At 67.2% G+C, this 16,045-nt stretch carries 18 protein-coding genes; 4 read left to right on the top strand and 14 right to left on the bottom strand.

From position 1 onward, the window contains the following. From RMO01_RS12185 to lipA, 8 genes are all read right to left on the bottom strand, one after another. Entirely contained in the window at nt 1-621 is a 621-nt protein-coding gene (locus RMO01_RS12185; RefSeq protein ID WP_309629328.1) for a hypothetical protein, read from the bottom strand. Nucleotides 622-739: 118 nt separating this feature from the next. Beyond that, nucleotides 740-922: a 50S ribosomal protein L32 gene (gene rpmF / locus RMO01_RS12180; RefSeq protein WP_029416334.1), complete on the bottom strand. Its 183-nt coding sequence runs from the start codon at nt 920-922 to the stop codon at nt 740-742. Nucleotides 923-1,044: 122 nt separating this feature from the next. Continuing rightward, nucleotides 1,045-1,566, bottom strand: a complete 522-nt coding sequence (locus RMO01_RS12175; protein WP_309629327.1) for a GNAT family protein — start codon at nt 1,564-1,566, stop codon at nt 1,045-1,047. Next, nucleotides 1,563-2,093: a GNAT family N-acetyltransferase gene (locus tag RMO01_RS12170; RefSeq protein ID WP_309629326.1), complete on the bottom strand. Its 531-nt coding sequence runs from the start codon at nt 2,091-2,093 to the stop codon at nt 1,563-1,565. The genes RMO01_RS12175 and RMO01_RS12170 overlap by 4 nt, the downstream gene beginning before the upstream one ends. After that, on the bottom strand, nt 2,086-3,213 hold the full coding sequence (locus RMO01_RS12165) for an NAD(P)/FAD-dependent oxidoreductase (protein WP_309629325.1): 1,128 nt from the start codon (nt 3,211-3,213) through the stop codon (nt 2,086-2,088). The genes RMO01_RS12170 and RMO01_RS12165 overlap by 8 nt, the downstream gene beginning before the upstream one ends. After that, nucleotides 3,210-3,665 (bottom strand): type II toxin-antitoxin system RatA family toxin, encoded by a 456-nt coding sequence (locus tag RMO01_RS12160; RefSeq protein ID WP_309629324.1) that lies wholly within the window; start codon nt 3,663-3,665, stop codon nt 3,210-3,212. The genes RMO01_RS12165 and RMO01_RS12160 overlap by 4 nt, the downstream gene beginning before the upstream one ends. 5 nt (nt 3,666-3,670) lie before the next feature. Further along, nucleotides 3,671-4,000 carry a hypothetical protein gene (locus RMO01_RS12155; protein ID WP_309629323.1) on the bottom strand — a complete coding sequence of 110 codons (330 nt, stop codon included), beginning with the start codon at nt 3,998-4,000 and terminating at the stop codon, nt 3,671-3,673. Continuing rightward, entirely contained in the window at nt 3,997-4,959 is a 963-nt protein-coding gene (gene lipA, locus RMO01_RS12150; protein WP_309629322.1) for a lipoyl synthase, read from the bottom strand. Before lipA ends, RMO01_RS12155 begins: the two co-directional genes overlap by 4 nt. A gap of 202 nt (nt 4,960-5,161) precedes the next feature. On the opposite strand from lipA, the gene RMO01_RS12145 reads away from it, so the two are divergent. Next, a complete protein-coding gene (locus RMO01_RS12145; protein ID WP_309629321.1) occupies nt 5,162-6,718 on the top strand; it encodes an AMP-binding protein in 1,557 nt (518 codons plus the stop codon). Nucleotides 6,719-6,796: 78 nt separating this feature from the next. Here the strand turns inward: RMO01_RS12145 and RMO01_RS12140 are convergent, their stop codons facing one another. Together RMO01_RS12140 and RMO01_RS12135 are read right to left on the bottom strand one after the other, a co-directional pair. Then, nucleotides 6,797-7,255, bottom strand: coding sequence for a hypothetical protein (locus tag RMO01_RS12140; protein ID WP_309629320.1), 459 nt, complete (start codon nt 7,253-7,255; stop codon nt 6,797-6,799). Beyond that, complete coding sequence (locus RMO01_RS12135) at nt 7,252-8,130, bottom strand: D-alanyl-D-alanine carboxypeptidase family protein (protein WP_309629319.1); 879 nt, start codon at nt 8,128-8,130, stop codon at nt 7,252-7,254. The genes RMO01_RS12140 and RMO01_RS12135 overlap by 4 nt, the downstream gene beginning before the upstream one ends. A 94-nt stretch (nt 8,131-8,224) precedes the next feature. On the opposite strand from RMO01_RS12135, the gene RMO01_RS12130 reads away from it, so the two are divergent. Both RMO01_RS12130 and mazG read left to right on the top strand, forming a co-directional pair. Next, a complete protein-coding gene (locus tag RMO01_RS12130) occupies nt 8,225-9,589 on the top strand; it encodes an MFS transporter (protein WP_309629318.1) in 1,365 nt (454 codons plus the stop codon). Next, nucleotides 9,586-10,371 (top strand): nucleoside triphosphate pyrophosphohydrolase, encoded by a 786-nt coding sequence (gene mazG, locus RMO01_RS12125; protein WP_309629317.1) that lies wholly within the window; start codon nt 9,586-9,588, stop codon nt 10,369-10,371. Before RMO01_RS12130 ends, mazG begins: the two co-directional genes overlap by 4 nt. 195 nt (nt 10,372-10,566) lie before the next feature. Here mazG and RMO01_RS12120 read toward each other — a convergent pair whose 3' ends face one another. Beyond that, the gene (locus tag RMO01_RS12120; protein ID WP_309629316.1) at nt 10,567-11,109 is read right to left on the bottom strand and encodes a hypothetical protein; all 543 of its coding nucleotides are present in this window, start codon (nt 11,107-11,109) and stop codon (nt 10,567-10,569) included. 215 nt (nt 11,110-11,324) lie between these two features. Next, complete coding sequence (locus RMO01_RS12115; protein WP_309629315.1) at nt 11,325-13,691, bottom strand: heavy metal translocating P-type ATPase; 2,367 nt, start codon at nt 13,689-13,691, stop codon at nt 11,325-11,327. 98 nt (nt 13,692-13,789) lie between these two features. On the opposite strand from RMO01_RS12115, the gene RMO01_RS12110 reads away from it, so the two are divergent. Next, a complete protein-coding gene (locus RMO01_RS12110) occupies nt 13,790-14,065 on the top strand; it encodes a metal-sensitive transcriptional regulator (RefSeq protein ID WP_309629314.1) in 276 nt (91 codons plus the stop codon). Between the two features lie 171 nt (nt 14,066-14,236). Here the strand turns inward: RMO01_RS12110 and hflX are convergent, their stop codons facing one another. Together hflX and hfq are read right to left on the bottom strand one after the other, a co-directional pair. Further along, nucleotides 14,237-15,547, bottom strand: a complete 1,311-nt coding sequence (hflX, locus tag RMO01_RS12105; RefSeq protein ID WP_309629399.1) for a GTPase HflX — start codon at nt 15,545-15,547, stop codon at nt 14,237-14,239. A 136-nt stretch (nt 15,548-15,683) separates the two neighbouring features. Further along, the gene (hfq, locus tag RMO01_RS12100) at nt 15,684-15,926 is read right to left on the bottom strand and encodes an RNA chaperone Hfq (RefSeq protein ID WP_309629313.1); all 243 of its coding nucleotides are present in this window, start codon (nt 15,924-15,926) and stop codon (nt 15,684-15,686) included. Nucleotides 15,927-16,045: the final 119 nt, after the last annotated feature.

Below are 16,045 nucleotides of genomic sequence, written 5' to 3'. Positions count from 1 at the left end.
TCAGGAGCAGCCTTCGACCAGCTGGATGGCCGGGCCGCCGACGTGGACGATCGAGACCTTGCCCTCGCCGTTGATCTCGTAACGAACACCGCGTGCTGCGGCGTCATCCACCCAGGCGCCCGCGGTGGCCGGACCGCCGCTGGCCCAGACGAAGATGTCCTCGGCCGGCGGCTCGGAATATTTATGCGGAGTGGCGACGGCCAGGGGGCCATAGGCGGCCTTGATGGCGGCGGCCGTATCGCCGACGCCGAAGCCGCGATCGGTCTTCAGGGTCGAGGGCGAGGCTGCCGAGATCCGGGTCAGGACACCGTCCTGAATCATCACCAGCACGCCCTCGGGCGCACGGGCCGGACGCCACTGGTCGCAGATCTCGGGCTCGGCGCCGCCGACGGAGTTCGGATCGCTGTCGTCGCCGAGAGCCGTGACCATCTCGGCGCGGGTCATGCCGATCCGCAGCGGACCATAGCCGCCGGCCGTCAGGGCGTTGGGGTCCGGCGCGGGCGTTGTCGGCGCGGGCGTTGCAGGAGTTTCAGGGGCGGATGCGGGCGGCGTGGCCTCGGGCTGGCCGCAGGCGGCGAGTAGCAGGGCGACGACTGCGGTGGCGGTAAGGGTGCGGATCATGGGGACGCTCCTCGACGGTTGAGGCGCCATAAACGCACGAAAACGGCGCGCGGGTGAACCGCGCGCCGCAAACTTCACAGTTCCTTCGTGAGACCGGAGCCCGGCCTCGCTTCGAAAACTAGTCTTCCTTGGGCGTCAGGACCTGACGGCCGCGATAGGTGCCGGTCTTCAGGTCGATGTGGTGCGAGCGACGCAGTTCGCCCGTGTCCTTGTCCTCGGTGTACGGGTTCGTACCCAGGGCGTCGTGGGCGCGGCGCATGTTGCGACGCGAGGGCGATACTTTGCGCTTAGGAACGGCCATGTCCGTCTCGATCTCGTATACGGCGCCGGTTCCCCGGAGGGCCTGACGCAAAAAACAGAAGCGGCGGCCCTTCGAAAGAGCCGCCAGCGAGCGCGGGCTTATGCCTCAAGCCGGACGGAAGTTCAACCCTCCCGACGCATCTGCCAGCGAGACCGTTCGAGGCCGTAGTAGAGGCTGTCCATCCACTGGCCGCCGATATGCCATGTGGCCTTGGCCTCACCGGTCCTGACGAAGCCCAGACGCTCCAGCAGACGAATCGACGCGGCATTGTTCGGGTCGACGTCCGCGGTGAGGGCGTCGAGGTTCTTCGTGGCGAACACATGGTCGATCACTGCCGCCAGCGCTTCGTTCCCCAACCCCCGCCCCCAGACGTCGGGGTGGAGGATGTAGCCCACCTCGGGCGCCTTCCAGCAGCCGGCCTTGCCGACGACGCGGCCCTGATACTCCACGACGAAATCCGCCGCGCCCGCCGCGGTGTTGGCGATCATCCCCTCGAGCCAGGTACGCGACTGCTCGATGTCTTCGTGCGGCGGGGTCGACCACCAGCGCGTGGCCTCCGGGTGCGACAGGACGGCGTGGATGGCGTCCAGATCGTCGGATCGCGCAGGGCGGAGCAGAAGACGCGCCGTACGGATCGTCGTCATCCCAGTCGCTTCTCAAGGATGATGAAGCTCAGGTCGTCCCGCAGCGGCTGTCCCACGCGCAGATCGTCGTAGGGAAAGGGCGCGGTCTCGCCGGTCGGGGCGTAGCCCAGCCGCTCGTACCAGGCGATCAGGCTCTGTCGCTGGGGAAAGACCTGGATGCGGGACCGGCGGGCGCCGAATCGCCCGGCCATGGCCGCTTCGGCCGCCGCGACCATGCGCCGGCCCAGGCCCGAGGCCTGTAGCGTCGGGCGCACCGACAGCATCCCGAAATACCCCGCCTCGTCCGACAGCTTCAGAACCCGCACGCAAGCGACCAGCCCGGATCGGTCCCAGGCCGTCAGCAGGAACTGATTCGGATCGGCGATGATGACGCCCAGTTCCTGCGGATCCGTTCGCTGCCCGCCCAGCAGGTCGGCCTCTGTGGTCCAGCCGGCGCGGGAGGTCTCGCCGCGGTAGGCGCTTTCGATCAGGCCGTGCAGGGCCGGGATGTCCGACGCCTCGGCGTCGCGGATCAGGAGCTCAGTCATGCTCCAGCATTGCCGCAACCGCCTTTCCGATCGCAAGGGAGCTGGTCAGGCCGGGGCTCTCGATGCCGAACAACGCCACCAGTCCGTCGATGCCGTGGTCGTCGGCGCCGCGCAGCTGAAAGTCCGGCTGAGGTTCGCCTGCGCCGTGCAGTTTGGGGCGGATCCCCGCATAGTCGGGCGTCAGGGCGCCGTCCGGCAGCCCGGGCCAGAATCGGCGGATATAGGTCGCGAACCCGTCGGCCTTGGACGGATCGACCGAATAGTCCTCCGTCTCGACGAATTCGAGGTCCGGCCCGAACACTGCCTGGCCGCCCAGATCCTTGCGGTAGTGGGTGCCCAGCGCCCCCGCGATCGGGGGCGGATAGATCAGCCGCTCGAAGGGCGCCTTGCCCGTCAGGCGGAAATAGACGCCCTTGCCGAAATGGCCTGCCGGGATGTGATCGGCCGGAAAGCCCTCGATCCGCCCCGCGACGTCCTGCGACGACAGACCGGGAGCGGTGACCAGAAGGCGGCATGTCAGGGTCGCCCCGCCGTCCCCCGAATCTGGCCCGCCGGCCGTGATGCGGAACCCGCCGTCCGGCAGGACCTCCGCCCGCTCAAAGGGCGTCGAGACCACGACCGACCCGCCGCCGTCCTCGATCTCGCCTTCCAGCGACAGCATGTAGTCATGACTGGCGAACACGCCGCTCTCGGGCGACAGGACAGCCGCATGGGCGTTCAGCCCCGGCTCGAGTGCCCGCGCCTGTTCGCCTGTCAGATGCTCCAGGCCCTCGACGCCGTTCGTCGTCGCCTGCTCGAAGATCGCCTCGATATGGGCCACCTCGTCCTCGTGGGTGGCCACGACCAGTTTTCCGCACTTGCGGTAGTCGATCTTGCGGCTCTCCAGATATTTGTAGAGCGCCCGCCGCCCCTCGACGCAGAACTTCGCCTTCAGCGATCCGGTCGGATAGTAGAGCCCGCCGTGGATGACCTCGGAGTTCCGCGAAGACACGCCCTGACCGATGTGCGGCTCCTTCTCCAGAACCAGCACCGTCAGCCCCCGCTTCGACAGCGCCCGCCCGCAGGCGAGACCCACGGCCCCTGCCCCCACCACGACAGCGTCGAAGTCGAACTGTGTCATCCCGGCTTCCCGTAGCGCCGCGCGGCCTCGTCCTCAAAGCTGCCGATCAGCGAGGAGACCGCCCGGTCGAAATTGGCCTGCAGCGCCGCGTTGAGCAGCGGCGACTTGAAGGCGAAGTCGATCATGAACTCCAGCCGCGTACCCTCCGGGATTTCAACGAAAGTCCAACGGTTCTTCAGGTGCCGGAACGGCCCGCGCAGCAGGCCGACCTCGACCGACGGCGTGTTCCGGTCATGCCGGACCCAGGTCGAGAACCGCTCTTTCAGGAACGAGAACCCCACCGCCGCCTCGGCGTCCAGCAGGGACACGCCTTCGCTTTCCTCGCGCCGGTTCCACACCCGCATGGCGGTGACCCATTTCACGAAGCGCGGATAGGCCTCCACGTCCGCCACCAGATCGGCGAGCTGGGCGGGCGTGTACGGCAGATTGCGGGTGACGCGGTGGAGAGCCACTGCGGTTAGCTGATCCACATGCCGGGACGGATCACGACCAGCGCAATGATCTGAGTCAGCGAAAGCAAGCAAGCAGCCCGCAGTTTCCCAGCGATCCACGTCACCAAGATTCCAATCCCAATGAGAGCGACTCCGCCTGCTGGAACGAAGTTCATCATAGCGTCGAGCGGCCCGAAGTTTTCAGCAGGGCCACCGAAGTTCGTGCTCTTGAACTCGGTATTGAAACGCGCGGAGTCGAACCAAGCATATGATGCGAAACAGGAAGTCGCCACGCCAAGCGCCGAAAACGCCGTCCCCGCCGCCTTCACTCCTTGCCGCCCAGGAGTACGAGTCACCGTCCGGTCTGGGCCAAACGCGCCGCCTTAAGCCGGGCGAAGTCGTCTCCGGCGTGATGCGACGACCGCGTCAGCGGCGACGACGACACCATCAGGAACCCCTTGGCCCGGGCGATCGCCTCATAGGCCTTGAACTCTTCGGGCGTGACGAACCGGTCTATGGCGGCATGCTTGCGCGTTGGCTGCAGATACTGGCCGATGGTGATGAAGTCGACGCCGGCGGAGCGCATGTCGTCCATGACCTGCATGACCTCCTCCTTGGTCTCGCCCAGACCCACCATGATCCCCGACTTGGTGAACTGGTTGGGGTCGCGTTCCTTGACCATCTGCAGCAGGCGCAGCGAATGGAAGTAGCGGGCGCCGGGCCGGATCTTCAGATACAGCCGCGGCACGGTCTCCAGGTTGTGGTTGAACACATCCGGCTGGGCGTCGATCATGACCTCGGCCGCGCCGTCCTTGCGCAGGAAGTCCGGCGTCAGGATCTCGATCGTGGTGTCCGGCGCCTGAAGCCGGATCTGGCGCACGACCTCGGCGAAATGCGCCGCGCCCCCGTCGGACACATCGTCCCGGTCGACCGAGGTGATCACCACATGGTTGAGGCCCAGCTGCGCCACGGCCAGCCCGACCTTGCCCGGCTCTTCAGGATCCAGCGGCTGGGGCAGGCCCGTCTTGACGTTGCAGAAGGCGCAGGCCCGCGTGCAGGTGTCGCCCATGATCATCAGGGTGGCGTGCTTCTGGCTCCAGCACTCGCCGATGTTCGGACAGGCCGCCTCCTCGCAGACAGTCACCAGCCCCTTGGAGCGGACGATCTCCTTCGTGGCGTTGTACTGGCCCGATCCCGGCGCCTTGACCCTCAGCCAGTCGGGCTTGCGCAGCACGGCCGTCTCGGGCCGGTTCTGCTTTTCCGGGTGACGCAGGTCTGACGGTTTGCGCGTCAGGGTGTCGATGAGGGTGACCATCGAGGCGGGCCGGGCTCCGGAGGGTGAAGGCGGTATGTCGTCCTTCCGTCTCCGGATGGCAAGTCACGGCCTGTGTCGGTCTGTCTCACCGGACCCAAAGCTTCACGCTGCGTAACGCACCTTTTCATCGCGGCGGGCCTTAACTAGTTTGCGCGCCTGACAGCGAGGGGGCGGCGTCAAAGCCCTCCGGAGGAGACGCGTATTGCTTAGGCCCGGCCTCGACCCATCGGCAGGCGAAGAATCCCTGTTCGACGCCCTGATCGCGGCGCGCGCCCGATACGGCGACAAGGAAATCCTTGAGGACCAGGACAGGAAACCCCTCACCTACACCGGCCTGATCCGCGCGGCCTTCGTCCTGGGCCGCAAGATCGCCGCCATGACCCGGCCGGCCGAACGCGTCGGCGTCCTGCTGCCGTCATCGATGGGCGTGGTGGTCACCTTCTTCGGCCTGCACGCCTTCGGTCGGGTGCCGGTCATGCTGAACTTCACCTCGGGCGAGCGGAATCTGAAGGCGGCGATCCAGGCGGCCGGGGTCCGGAAGATCCTGTGCGCCCGGCGGTTCGTTGAACAGGCCAAGCTGGAGGAGCTGATCACCCAGCTGGAGACGGTCGCCGAGGTCGTCTGGCTCGACGACGTCCGCGCCACGATCGGCCTGCAGGACAAGCTGTTCGGCCTGATGGCCGGCATCGCGCCCAAACAGTTCCGCGTGAAGACCCAACCCGACGATCCGGGCGTGGTCCTGTTCACCTCCGGCAGTTTCGGCGCGCCCAAGGGGGTGCTGCTGAGCCAGAAAAACCTGGTCGCCAATGCGCGTCAGGTGAACGCCCACATCCCGCTCGATCCGGACTGGGTGATGTTCAACCCCCTGCCGACCTTCCATTGTTTCGGCCTGACCGGCGGGGTCATCCTGCCCATCCTGAATGGCCTGAAGACCTTCCAGTACCCCTCCCCCCTGCACGGCAAACAGATCGTCGCCCTGCTGGCCGAGGTGAAGGCCTCGATCCTGTTCGCGACCGACACCTTCCTGAACCAGTGGGCGCGCGTCGCCTCACCGGACGATTTCCGCACCCTGCAGTTCGTGGTCGCGGGCGCCGAGCGGGTCCGCGACGAGACCCACCATCTGTTCAACACGAAATTCGGCGGCGTGAAGCTGCTGGAAGGCTATGGCGCGACCGAAGCCGCGCCCGTGGTCGCGGTGAACCATCCCGGCCGGAACCGGCCGGGCACCGTCGGCCAACTATTGCCTGGCATGGAGGCGCGCCTGGAGCCCGTCGAGGGCATCGCCGAGGGCAGGCGGCTGTTCCTGCGCGGGCCCAACGTCATGGCCGGCTACATGTCGCCCGAGGATCCGACGAAGATCGATCCGCTGGACGGCGGATGGCACGACACCGGCGACATCGTCGACATCGACGAGGAGGGCTATATCGCCATTCTCGGTCGGGTGAAGCGGTTCGCCAAGATCGGCGGCGAGATGGTCTCCCTGAGCGCCGTCGAGGGACTGGTCCAGTCTGTCTGGCCCGAGCAACGCCATGCGGTCATCTCGATCGCCGACAGCCGCAAGGGCGAGAAACTGGTCCTGGTCACCGAGCGCAGCGACGCCGACGTCGGCATGATCGCCGAATGGGCACGCGCCCACGGCGCGCCGGAGCTGGCCGTGCCCAAGAAGATCGTCAGGGTGCGTGAATTGCCGGTGCTCGGGACGGGCAAGACCGACTATGTGGCGATCCAGTCGTTGGTGGATCTAGCCGAGGCGGCCTGAGCGAGCGGCGGCCCTACGGAATAAGGCCCGCCGCGGAATAAGAGTGCGCTTGGGCTCCTCGCGATCATCGCTAACCGTTCAAGCGCTCGTCCTTCCGACCGGACACAGGTCTGCGTAGAGCGACGCCTCTTCGGGGACGCGCTGGCCCCGCGCCGCCCGGAATCGATGCTCCACCGTTACGGCCTGTTGTTCGATGTTCAGCTCATCCCAGCCGCACGGCGCCCTAGGGTAGCCATAGGCCGAGGGCCCGTCCCCTGCCCTGATCTTGCCGGCCAGCAGGTTCACCCCCTGCTGCGCCTGCCCGACATGAACCAGTTCGTGGATCAGCACGGCCTGCAGGGCGACGGGCGCCACGGCGAAGTCCTTGGGCAGGCTCCGACCCGGCCACAGGATCCAGTCCCGCCCGAACCAGCGCCCCGGCACGAAGGCCCGATCGAACGGCCAGGGCGTCGGCGCCAGCCGGACGGGCTCGAAGTCCAGCGCCTCCCCGAACTCGCTCCGGGCCAGCCGCCTCTCGCCTTCGGTCAGCGCCCTCACGGCGTGCCATACCCCGCCGACGGCCCGATCCACTCCCAGTGCCAGGGTTCGTAGATATAGGGCACGAAGCCGAACCGGCCGGCGTTCTTCACCAGCCAGCGATAGGTCGCCCCCTGGGTCATGTGCTGGCGGCTCGCCGGGTTGGTCGAATCGACGCCCATCCCCAGCAGCTGTCCGACGTAGAGATCGACCGCCGTCCCGGTCCGATGCGGCGAACAGACCGCCCGTCTCAGCCCGTCGCAGTTCCGCTCCGCCGCGCACCGCGCCGCATCCGCCTCCGGATCACGGAAGCCCGAGAAGATCTGCAGCAGCTCGGGATCGTTGCGGACCTCCGGAACCTCGGCGCGGGCTGCCGCGACCATGCGACGGTAGGAGGCCAGGACGTCTCGTCTCAAGAGCCGGGTCAGCCGGTCGGCATGCTCCTCCGGCGCCTCCAGATAGCCAAGCTCACGCAACGGCGGCGGATCGGGGCATTCGTCGCGTACCCGGGCCATCACGAACGGCCGCCGCTCCTGCAGGACGCCCTTCAGCACCTCGAAGGTCGCCTGATCGAACCCGCCCGTAGCCGGCAGGGCGTACCGCGCCTGGAAGGCCGCCATGGCCGCGGCGAAGTCAGAGGTGCCCGGCTCGCAGTCGGTCCCGAGCTCCTTCTGCAGCAGGGGCAGATAGACGCCCCAGCCCACTTCGTTGGCCCCGAACGGCGTCCATTCCAGCGAATACAGGGAGATGGCGTTGGCGACCGCCTGATCGGCCCAGACCTGCCGCTGGGTCTCGCATCGCCCCTGGGCCGAGGCGGCGTCGGGCAGGCCCCATGCGAGAGCCGCCGCCACGATCAGTCCCGCCATCCCCACGCGCATCAGGAGAGGAAGCCCCACGGTTGCGGCGCAAGCAAGGCCCCTCTTCCGTCGAGCTCAAAACTGGCATGGTCAGGGCGTGCGCCGACTCAAGGCGACGCCGCTGGAACCCTCCATGTCCGACGCCATCGCCCCCACGACGACGAGACGCAACAATGCGGTCCTCGCCGCCTTCTCCTCGGTCTGCCTGCCTCTGGCGGCCTTCGGGGTCGCCCTGCCGGTCACCCTGCCGGAGTTCTACGCCACCCATGTGGGGCTGGAGCTGGGGGTCGTGGCGGCGGTGTTCATGGCCGTCCGCCTGATCGACATCACCTTCGACCCCTTCATCGGCTGGGCCATGGACCGGACGAAGACCCGGTTCGGCCGCTACCGGCCCTGGATGGTCGCCTCGACGCCAATCCTGATGCTGGCGGCCTTCATGATGTTCGTGGTGGTCCAGCCTGGCGCCGAGCCGGTGTATCTGTTCGCCTGGTTGCTGGTCCTCTACCTCGGCTTCTCGATCGGGACCCTGGGCCAGCTCGGCTGGGCTGCGGTGCTGGCGCCGGAGTACGACCAGCGCAGCCGCGTCTACGGCTGGTGGCAGGTGTTCAACATCATCGGGGTGATCCTGATCCTGATCCTGCCGACGGTGGTGATCCAGACGGGCATCGGGGACTATGCCGACGGCGTGCGGATCATGGGATGGGCCATTCTGATCGCCCTGCCCGTCACCATCGCACTGGCCCTGTTCGTGGTGCCGGAACCGGTCAACGCGGGGGCGGCGCCGCACGGGGGGCTGGGCGCCTATCTGGAACTGTTCAGGCGCAAGGCGGTGCGGAAGCTGCTGCTGGCCGACCTGGTTCTGGGCGTCGCGCCGGGCATCACCGGCTCGCTGCTGTTCTTCTTCTTCGGCCAGATCAAGGGCTACGACCACACCCAGGCGTCGCTGTTCATGCTGCTGTACTTCGTCGCCGGCCTGGTCGGGGCGCCGTTCTGGGCCTGGCTGGCGACACGGATCGGCAAGGACAGGGCTCTGGCCGTGGCCAGCCTGGTCTTCGCGGCCTTCTACATCGGGGCGACCCTGGTTCCGGGCGGCAACTTCGCCGTCACGGCCGCAGCCATGTTCATCGCCGGGCTTCCGTATGCGGCGGGCCTGTTCCTGCTCCGGGCCATGATGGCGGACGTGGGCGACGAGGTGCGGCTGGAGACCGGGGTGGACCGGACCGGGCTGATGTTCTCCATCCTGTCGGCGACGACCAAGATCGGGCATGTCGTGGCCCTTATCCCCTATCTAATCCTGCAGTGGGTCGGCTTCCGGGCGATCGCTCCGGCGGAGGGAAACAGCGAGAGCTCGCTGCTGATCCTCCAGATCCTGTTCATCGCCCTGCCCGGCCTGCTGCTGGCCAGCGCGGCCCTGCTGCTGAGGAACTACCCGCTGACGCCGGCGCGGCATGACCAGATCCGGCGCGAGCTGGAAGCGCGGGACAGGACCGCCGCATGAGCCCCGTCGACCGGCTCAAGGCCATCATGGTCCGTCTGAGGGACCCGAACCGCGGCTGCCCGTGGGACGTCGAACAGACCTTCGCGACCATCGCCCCCTATACGATCGAGGAGGCCTATGAGGTCGCTGACGCCATCGAGCGGGGCGACATGGGGGAGCTGAAGACCGAGCTCGGCGACCTGTTGTTCCAGGTCGTCTTCCATGCGCGGATGGCCGAGGAACAGGGGCTGTTCGCCTTCGACGACGTGGCCGACGCCATGTCGGAGAAGCTGGTCCGCCGCCATCCCCATGTCTTCGCCGACGAGGATCCGCAGACTTCGGGCCCGGCCCAGAAGCTGCGCTGGGAGGACATCAAGGCGGCGGAGCGGGCCGGAAAGTCCCAGCACGGGGTGCTGGACGATGTGCCGGTCGGCCTGCCCGCCCTGCACCGGGCGGCGAAGCTGACCAAGCGGGCGGCGCGGGTCGGGTTCGACTGGCCCTCCACCGACGAGGTGTTCGACAAGCTGGCCGAGGAGGTCGCCGAGCTGAAGGTCGAGATCGCCGCCGGGGACCTGGACAAGGCTCGCGAGGAGATGGGCGACCTGCTGTTCGTCGTCGCCAACCTGGCCCGCAAACTGGGGGTGGAGCCGGAGGACGCCCTGCGCGGGGCCAACGCCAAATTCGTGCGGCGGTTCGGCTTCATCGAGGCGGAGCTGGCGAAGGACGGGCGGACGCCGGACCAGTCGGACCTGGCCGAGATGGACGGCCTGTGGGACGCGGCGAAGGTGGCGGAGCGGAGGTAACCTCTCCTCCCCGTTGGCCGCCTGGCGAATGGGGAGGGAGACCGCCGCGCCCTTGCGCGGGGGTGGCGGGGGGCGACACAGGCGCATGAGTGAGGGCCGGCAACCCCAACCTCAGGCATCACCTCGCCCCCTCCGTCACGGCGCTGAAGAAGCGCCGCGCCACCTCCCCATCGCTGCGCGACAGGGAGGAGACGGTTACGGATTGGACTCCGAAAAAACAGGGTGCAAAGAGTCCAATTCCTGCGGGGCGGTCTCCGGATTATCCGACAATGCATTCGAATCATTATCATTCCAATCGTCGGCCTCGACCAGCCTTAGCGGCTCACGATCGCGCTCCAGTCGGGGCGGCGCGATGTCGGACAGTTTGGCCATGACCTCTGAACGGGCGCGGTCGGCGAGCTTGTCGTAGACGCGCATCCAGGTCGCGGCCTCCGCCGCGCGGCCCGTACCGAGGGCCCGGCGGATGTTCATGAAGGCCTCGTCGGCCAGGTCGGCGAAGCTGACGTTGTCGTCGGGATGGTATTCGCCGGCTTCCGGCGGCGCCTCGCGCGCGAGCTGGTCAATCCGCCGCCAGCCCCCGGCCCGGGCGTGCATCCGGAACGAGCTGAGCGACAGGCCCCACCTCTGACAGATGCTGGCCGCCGTCACGCCGGCGAGATACTCCCGCCGCATATGGTCCCACATGTTTCCGCCAAGACCGTCGAGGTCGGCGATGCTGAGCTGGGTGTCGGAGGTCATGCCGGACAGTCTGGAATCCGGCTACGTCAGAAGCGGTCGCGGCGGGCGGTTTAGCAAGCGAAATGCTGGCGGAGGGCTGAAAACAGGCGGCAGGGTCCCTGCGCTATGCTGGATAGGACATACGGACGAAGGGGATGGACCTCAGCGGTTCGAGCGGGTTTGGTGGAATACGCGTCATCGCTAGAGAACCCTCACCGCGTAGGCGCTGAGGTCCATCATAGCCGAACGGCCCTCAGTCGCAGGGCGTTGGCGATGACGCTCACGGACGACAGCGCCATGGCCAGGGCGGCTATGGCTGGCGACAGGAGCCAGCCGAACGCCGGATAGAGAAGCCCTGCGGCAATCGGGATGCCCAAAGCGTTGTAGCCGAATGCGAACACCAGGTTCTGGCGGATATTGCTCATCACTGCCTTCGACAGATGGCGCGCGCGCACGATCCCCTGCAGATCGCCGCCCAGCAGGGTCACGCCCGCGCTCTCGATCGCGACGTCGGAGCCGGCGCCCATGGCGACGCCCACGTCCGCCGCCGCGAGGGCCGGCGCGTCGTTAACGCCGTCGCCTGCCATCGCCACGACGCGGCCTTCGGATCTCAGGCGCTGAACGATCGAGGCCTTGTCCTCCGGGAGAACCTCGGCCTGGACGTCGTCGATGCCCAGCCGACGCGCGACGGCCTCGGCGGTGGTGCGATTGTCGCCGGTCATCATCACCAGCCTCAGCCCCGCGGCCTGCAGATCGGTGATGGCCTGGGCGGTCGTCGCCTTGATCGGATCCGAAATACCCAGAACGCCCGCGACGTGGGCGTCGACACTGACGAAGATCGCCGTGGCCCCGTCGGCTCTGAGGGCTTCAGCACCGGCTTCCAACGCCGACACGTCTACTCCGAGCCCGGCCATGAACGGCGCATTGCCCAGAGCCACCGCCTTTGCATCTACCCGGCCAGACACACCGCGCCCGACCGGGCTGTCAAAATCGGTCGCTTCGGACAGGATCAGATTACGCTGGGTCGCTGCTGCCACGATGGCATCGGCGAGAGGATGCTCGCTGCCGCGTTCCAGACTGGCGGATAGACGCAGAAGTTCGTTCTCGTCGAAACCCGCGACCGGCTGGATCGCAGTCAAAGAGGGCCGCCCCTCTGTCAGGGTCCCGGTCTTGTCCACCACCAGGGTATCGACCTTCTCGAACCGTTCCAGAGCCTCGGCGCTGCGGATCAGGACGCCTGCCTTGGCTCCCCGTCCCACCCCGACCATGATTGAGATCGGCGTGGCAAGACCGAGCGCGCAGGGACAGGCGATGATCAGGACCGACACCGCTGCGACCAGGGCATAGGCCAGGCGCGGCTCAGGGCCGACGAGGCCCCATACAATGGCTGCCAGCATGGCCATGGCGATGACCATGGGCACGAACCAGCCCGAAACCATGTCGGCCAGGCGCTGGATCGGGGCGCGACTGCGTTGAGCCTGGGCGACCATCTGGACGATGCGCGACAACAGCGTGTCGGCGCCGACCTTTTCGGCGCGCATCACGAACGACCCGGTCCGGTTCAGCGAACCTCCCACCACGGCGGCTCCGGGCTCTTTGGTGACGGGCATCGATTCGCCGGTGACCATCGACTCGTCGATGGAGACGCGGCCGTCCACGATCACACCATCGACAGGCACCTGTTCGCCCGGACGGACCCGCAACCTGTCGCCGACCACGACCAGATCCAGCGTCACGTCTTCATCGGCTCCGTCTTCCCGCACGCGGCGCGCCGTCTTTGGCGTCAGGTCCAGCAGCGCACGAATGGCCCCCGAGGTCTGTTCCCGGGCGCGCATTTCCAGGATCTGGCCGACGAGGACGAGTACGGTGATGACCGCGGCCGCCTCGAAATAGACCGGGGCGCTCCTGTCCATGCGCAGGAAGGCGGGCGGGAACAGGCCGGGGGCCAGCACCGCCACGACGCTGTAGCCCCAAGCGACGCCGACCCCCATGGCGATCAGGGTGAACATGTTGAGGTTGCGAGTCCGCAACGACGCCCAGCCGCGCTGAAAGAAGGGTGCACCGGCCCACAGCACAACCGGCGTCGCCAGCACGAACTGGATCCAGTTGGAGGTCTGGCCCGGGATCCGCATCATCAGGCCTGTCAGATGTCCCCCCATCTCAAGGGCGAAGACCGGCAGGGTCAGCACCAGCCCCACCCAGAACCGACGCGTGAAGTCGATCAGCTCGTGATTGACGGGCGCCTCGGCCGTCACCGTCTCCGGCTCCAGCGCCATGCCGCAGATCGGGCAGACCCCGGGGCCTTCCTGACGAATCTGCGGGTGCATGGGGCAAGTGTAGATCGTGCCCGGGTCGGCCGGGACGGGCTCACTCTTCGGTCCAAGCCAGGCCTGCGGCGAGGCGACAAACCTGGTGCGACAGCCCGCCGAACAGAAGACGTAATCCGCGTGCTCGTATGTCGCGTGGTGTGCAGTCTTGTCTGGATCGACGCTCATGCCGCAGACGGGGTCGATGGCCGTTTTGGCGCCACTGACGGCCTTCGCGCCCGAACAGCAGCAAGATTTTGAGGCGTCGGCGGGGATAGAGGATTCTGGGCGGGACATGCGGCGCCTCCTGACGGCGAACCGAACACGTATACCTCATGGGGGTATATCGCAAGATACGGTCATGGGGTATAACGCACCTGAACCGGAGACGACCGATGCAGGCAGAAACAAAACCCAAGATCCGCAATCGCCTGAGCCGGATCGAAGGCCAGGTGCGCGGCATCGGCCGGATGGTCGAGGATGACCGCTATTGCGTCGATGTCCTGACCCAACTGCAGGCCGCGCGGGCGGCGCTGACGCGAGTGGAAAACGAAGTCCTCAAGGATCACCTTGATCACTGCGTCATGCAGGCGATGACCGGCGACGACATGGCCGAGCGAAAGGCCAAGGCCGGCGAGCTGATCGAACTCCTGGGACGCACCCTGCGCTAGAAGTTGGAACAGGGGCCTTTGTAAGGGCTTGCCGGGCCCAAATACCAACTTGCGTTCAGCTCAGATTCGTGTCGCGCTCCGGAAGAGTAAATGTCCGCCCCGAAGTCGGTCGTGGCCACAAAGCCCTGTGTGCAATGTAGACGGTCCCGAGCCTGCCGCAGTCGAACGGCCTCACCCGAACTGCCGCTCGAACCGACCCATGGCCTGCGGGTCGAGCCGCACCGTCAGCAGCATCCGCCCTTCGGCGTCCGTGTCCCGCGCGGTGACCCGGCCGTGCTCATAGAGCCAGGCGAGGGCCTCGCCCTGGGAGGGCTGGAGCACCAGTTCGGTCTCGGGGTCGTCGTCGATCAGGTCGGTGATGGCCTGGCGCAGGGTCTCGATCCCCTCCCCGGTCCAGGCGGAGACGGCGACCGAGGCATTGCCGGAGCGTGCGGCCTGGCCCTCGACCGCTTCGCGGGCCTCGGGGTCGAGGAGGTCGGTCTTGTTCCAGACCTCGAGGATGCGGCGGGGTTTGATCGTCCCGTCAGGATTGGCGGGCTGTTCGATCTGTTTCAGGACCTCTTCGACGTCCTTCGCCTGCGCCGCGCTGTCGGCCGAGGCGATGTCGCGGACGTGGAGGATCAGGTCGGCCTCGCCCACTTCTTCGAGGGTCGCGCGGAAGCTCTCGACCAGTTCGTGCGGCAGGTCGGAGATGAAGCCCACAGTGTCGGCGATGATGGCCGGGCGGCCTTGCGGAAGGCGGATGGTGCGCTGGGTGGTATCGAGGGTGGCGAACAGCAGGTCCTTGGCCAGGACCTCCGAGCCGGTCAGCCGGTTGAAGATCGTCGACTTGCCGGCATTGGTGTAGCCGACCAGGGCGACGGCTGGGAACGGGGCCTTCTTGCGCTGTTTGCGGTGCAGGCCACGGGTGCGGCGGACCTCCTCCAGTTCGCCCTTCAGCTTGACGATACGGTCGGCGATCAGGCGGCGGTCGAGCTCGATCTGGGTCTCGCCGGGGCCGCCGGTCGAGCCGGTGCCGCCGCGTTGCCGCTCCAGGTGGGTCCACGTGCGGACGAGGCGGGACTTCTCATAGTCGAGCCGGGCCAGTTCGACCTGAAGTTTGCCTTCTTTCGTTCGCGCGCGGCGGCCGAAAATCTCCAGGATCAGGCCGGTGCGGTCGATGACCTTGCAGTCCCATTCCTTTTCCAGATTGCGCTGCTGGACCGGGGTCAGGTCGAAGTCGATGACGGCGGCCTCGGCCTCGGCGGCGCGGATCAGGGCGGCCAGTTCCTCGACCTTGCCGGCCCCGAACAGGGTCGCGGGCGTGGTCTTGCGCAGACGCACGATCTCTTCGGCGCGGACGTCGAGGTCCAGGGCGCGGGCGAGGCCGGCGGCCTCCTCCAGACGCTCCTCAGCCGGGCGCGAGGCGCGCTCGCCCAGGTCGGGATGGATGACGACCGCGCGGATGAGCGGCACGGAATGGTCGATGAGTTTGGCGTTCAGGGGGGGCTCTCAAGTGGCGAGTGGTGAGTGGCGAGTGTCGAGTGGCGTGAAACGCTCAGAACCGCATGTAGTTACGAGCGGGCGTCAGCGCATCGGCTGACGCTCGCTACTCACCACTCAACACTTGGCACTGAACTCAGTCCTCGTCGGCCTCGGGCTCGTACAGCTGCACGGGGGCAGACGGCATGATGGTCGAGATGGCGTGTTTGTAGACCAGCTGCGACTGTCCATCGCGCCGGAGCAGGACGCAGAAGTTGTCGAACCAGCTGACCTCGCCCTGCAGCTTCACGCCGTTGACCAGGAAGATGGTGAGCGGCGTCTTCGACTTGCGCACGCTGTTGAGGAAGGTGTCCTGAAGGTTCTGCTTCTTGTCGGTCACGGCTATTCCGCCTTTTGTTGATTTCCGGGCGGCAAGCGCCGCCCACACACGAGGTTCGCCCGCCCAGCTAGGCAAGCTTTCACAACAGACGCAATCGCGCCGGCCGGGATCAGATCGCT

The organism is Brevundimonas sp. (genome assembly GCF_031412435.1).
GTDB lineage: Bacteria > Pseudomonadota > Alphaproteobacteria > Caulobacterales > Caulobacteraceae > Brevundimonas.
Note: the sequence above shows the minus strand (reverse complement) of the source record. Positions and strands in the feature narration are given on the sequence as shown.

Coding starts and splice junctions, on each gene's coding strand:
- RMO01_RS12185 (WP_309629328.1), bottom strand. CDS start 621: ATGATCCGCACCCTTACCGCCACCGCAGTCGTCGCCCTGCTACTCGCC.
- rpmF (WP_029416334.1), bottom strand. CDS start 922: ATGGCCGTTCCTAAGCGCAAAGTATCGCCCTCGCGTCGCAACATGCGC.
- RMO01_RS12175 (WP_309629327.1), bottom strand. CDS start 1,566: ATGACGACGATCCGTACGGCGCGTCTTCTGCTCCGCCCTGCGCGATCC.
- RMO01_RS12170 (WP_309629326.1), bottom strand. CDS start 2,093: ATGACTGAGCTCCTGATCCGCGACGCCGAGGCGTCGGACATCCCGGCC.
- RMO01_RS12165 (WP_309629325.1), bottom strand. CDS start 3,213: ATGACACAGTTCGACTTCGACGCTGTCGTGGTGGGGGCAGGGGCCGTG.
- lipA (WP_309629322.1), bottom strand. CDS start 4,959: ATGGTCACCCTCATCGACACCCTGACGCGCAAACCGTCAGACCTGCGT.
- RMO01_RS12130 (WP_309629318.1), top strand. CDS start 8,225: ATGTCCGACGCCATCGCCCCCACGACGACGAGACGCAACAATGCGGTC.
- mazG (WP_309629317.1), top strand. CDS start 9,586: ATGAGCCCCGTCGACCGGCTCAAGGCCATCATGGTCCGTCTGAGGGAC.
- RMO01_RS12120 (WP_309629316.1), bottom strand. CDS start 11,109: ATGACCTCCGACACCCAGCTCAGCATCGCCGACCTCGACGGTCTTGGC.
- RMO01_RS12115 (WP_309629315.1), bottom strand. CDS start 13,691: ATGTCCCGCCCAGAATCCTCTATCCCCGCCGACGCCTCAAAATCTTGC.
- RMO01_RS12110 (WP_309629314.1), top strand. CDS start 13,790: ATGCAGGCAGAAACAAAACCCAAGATCCGCAATCGCCTGAGCCGGATC.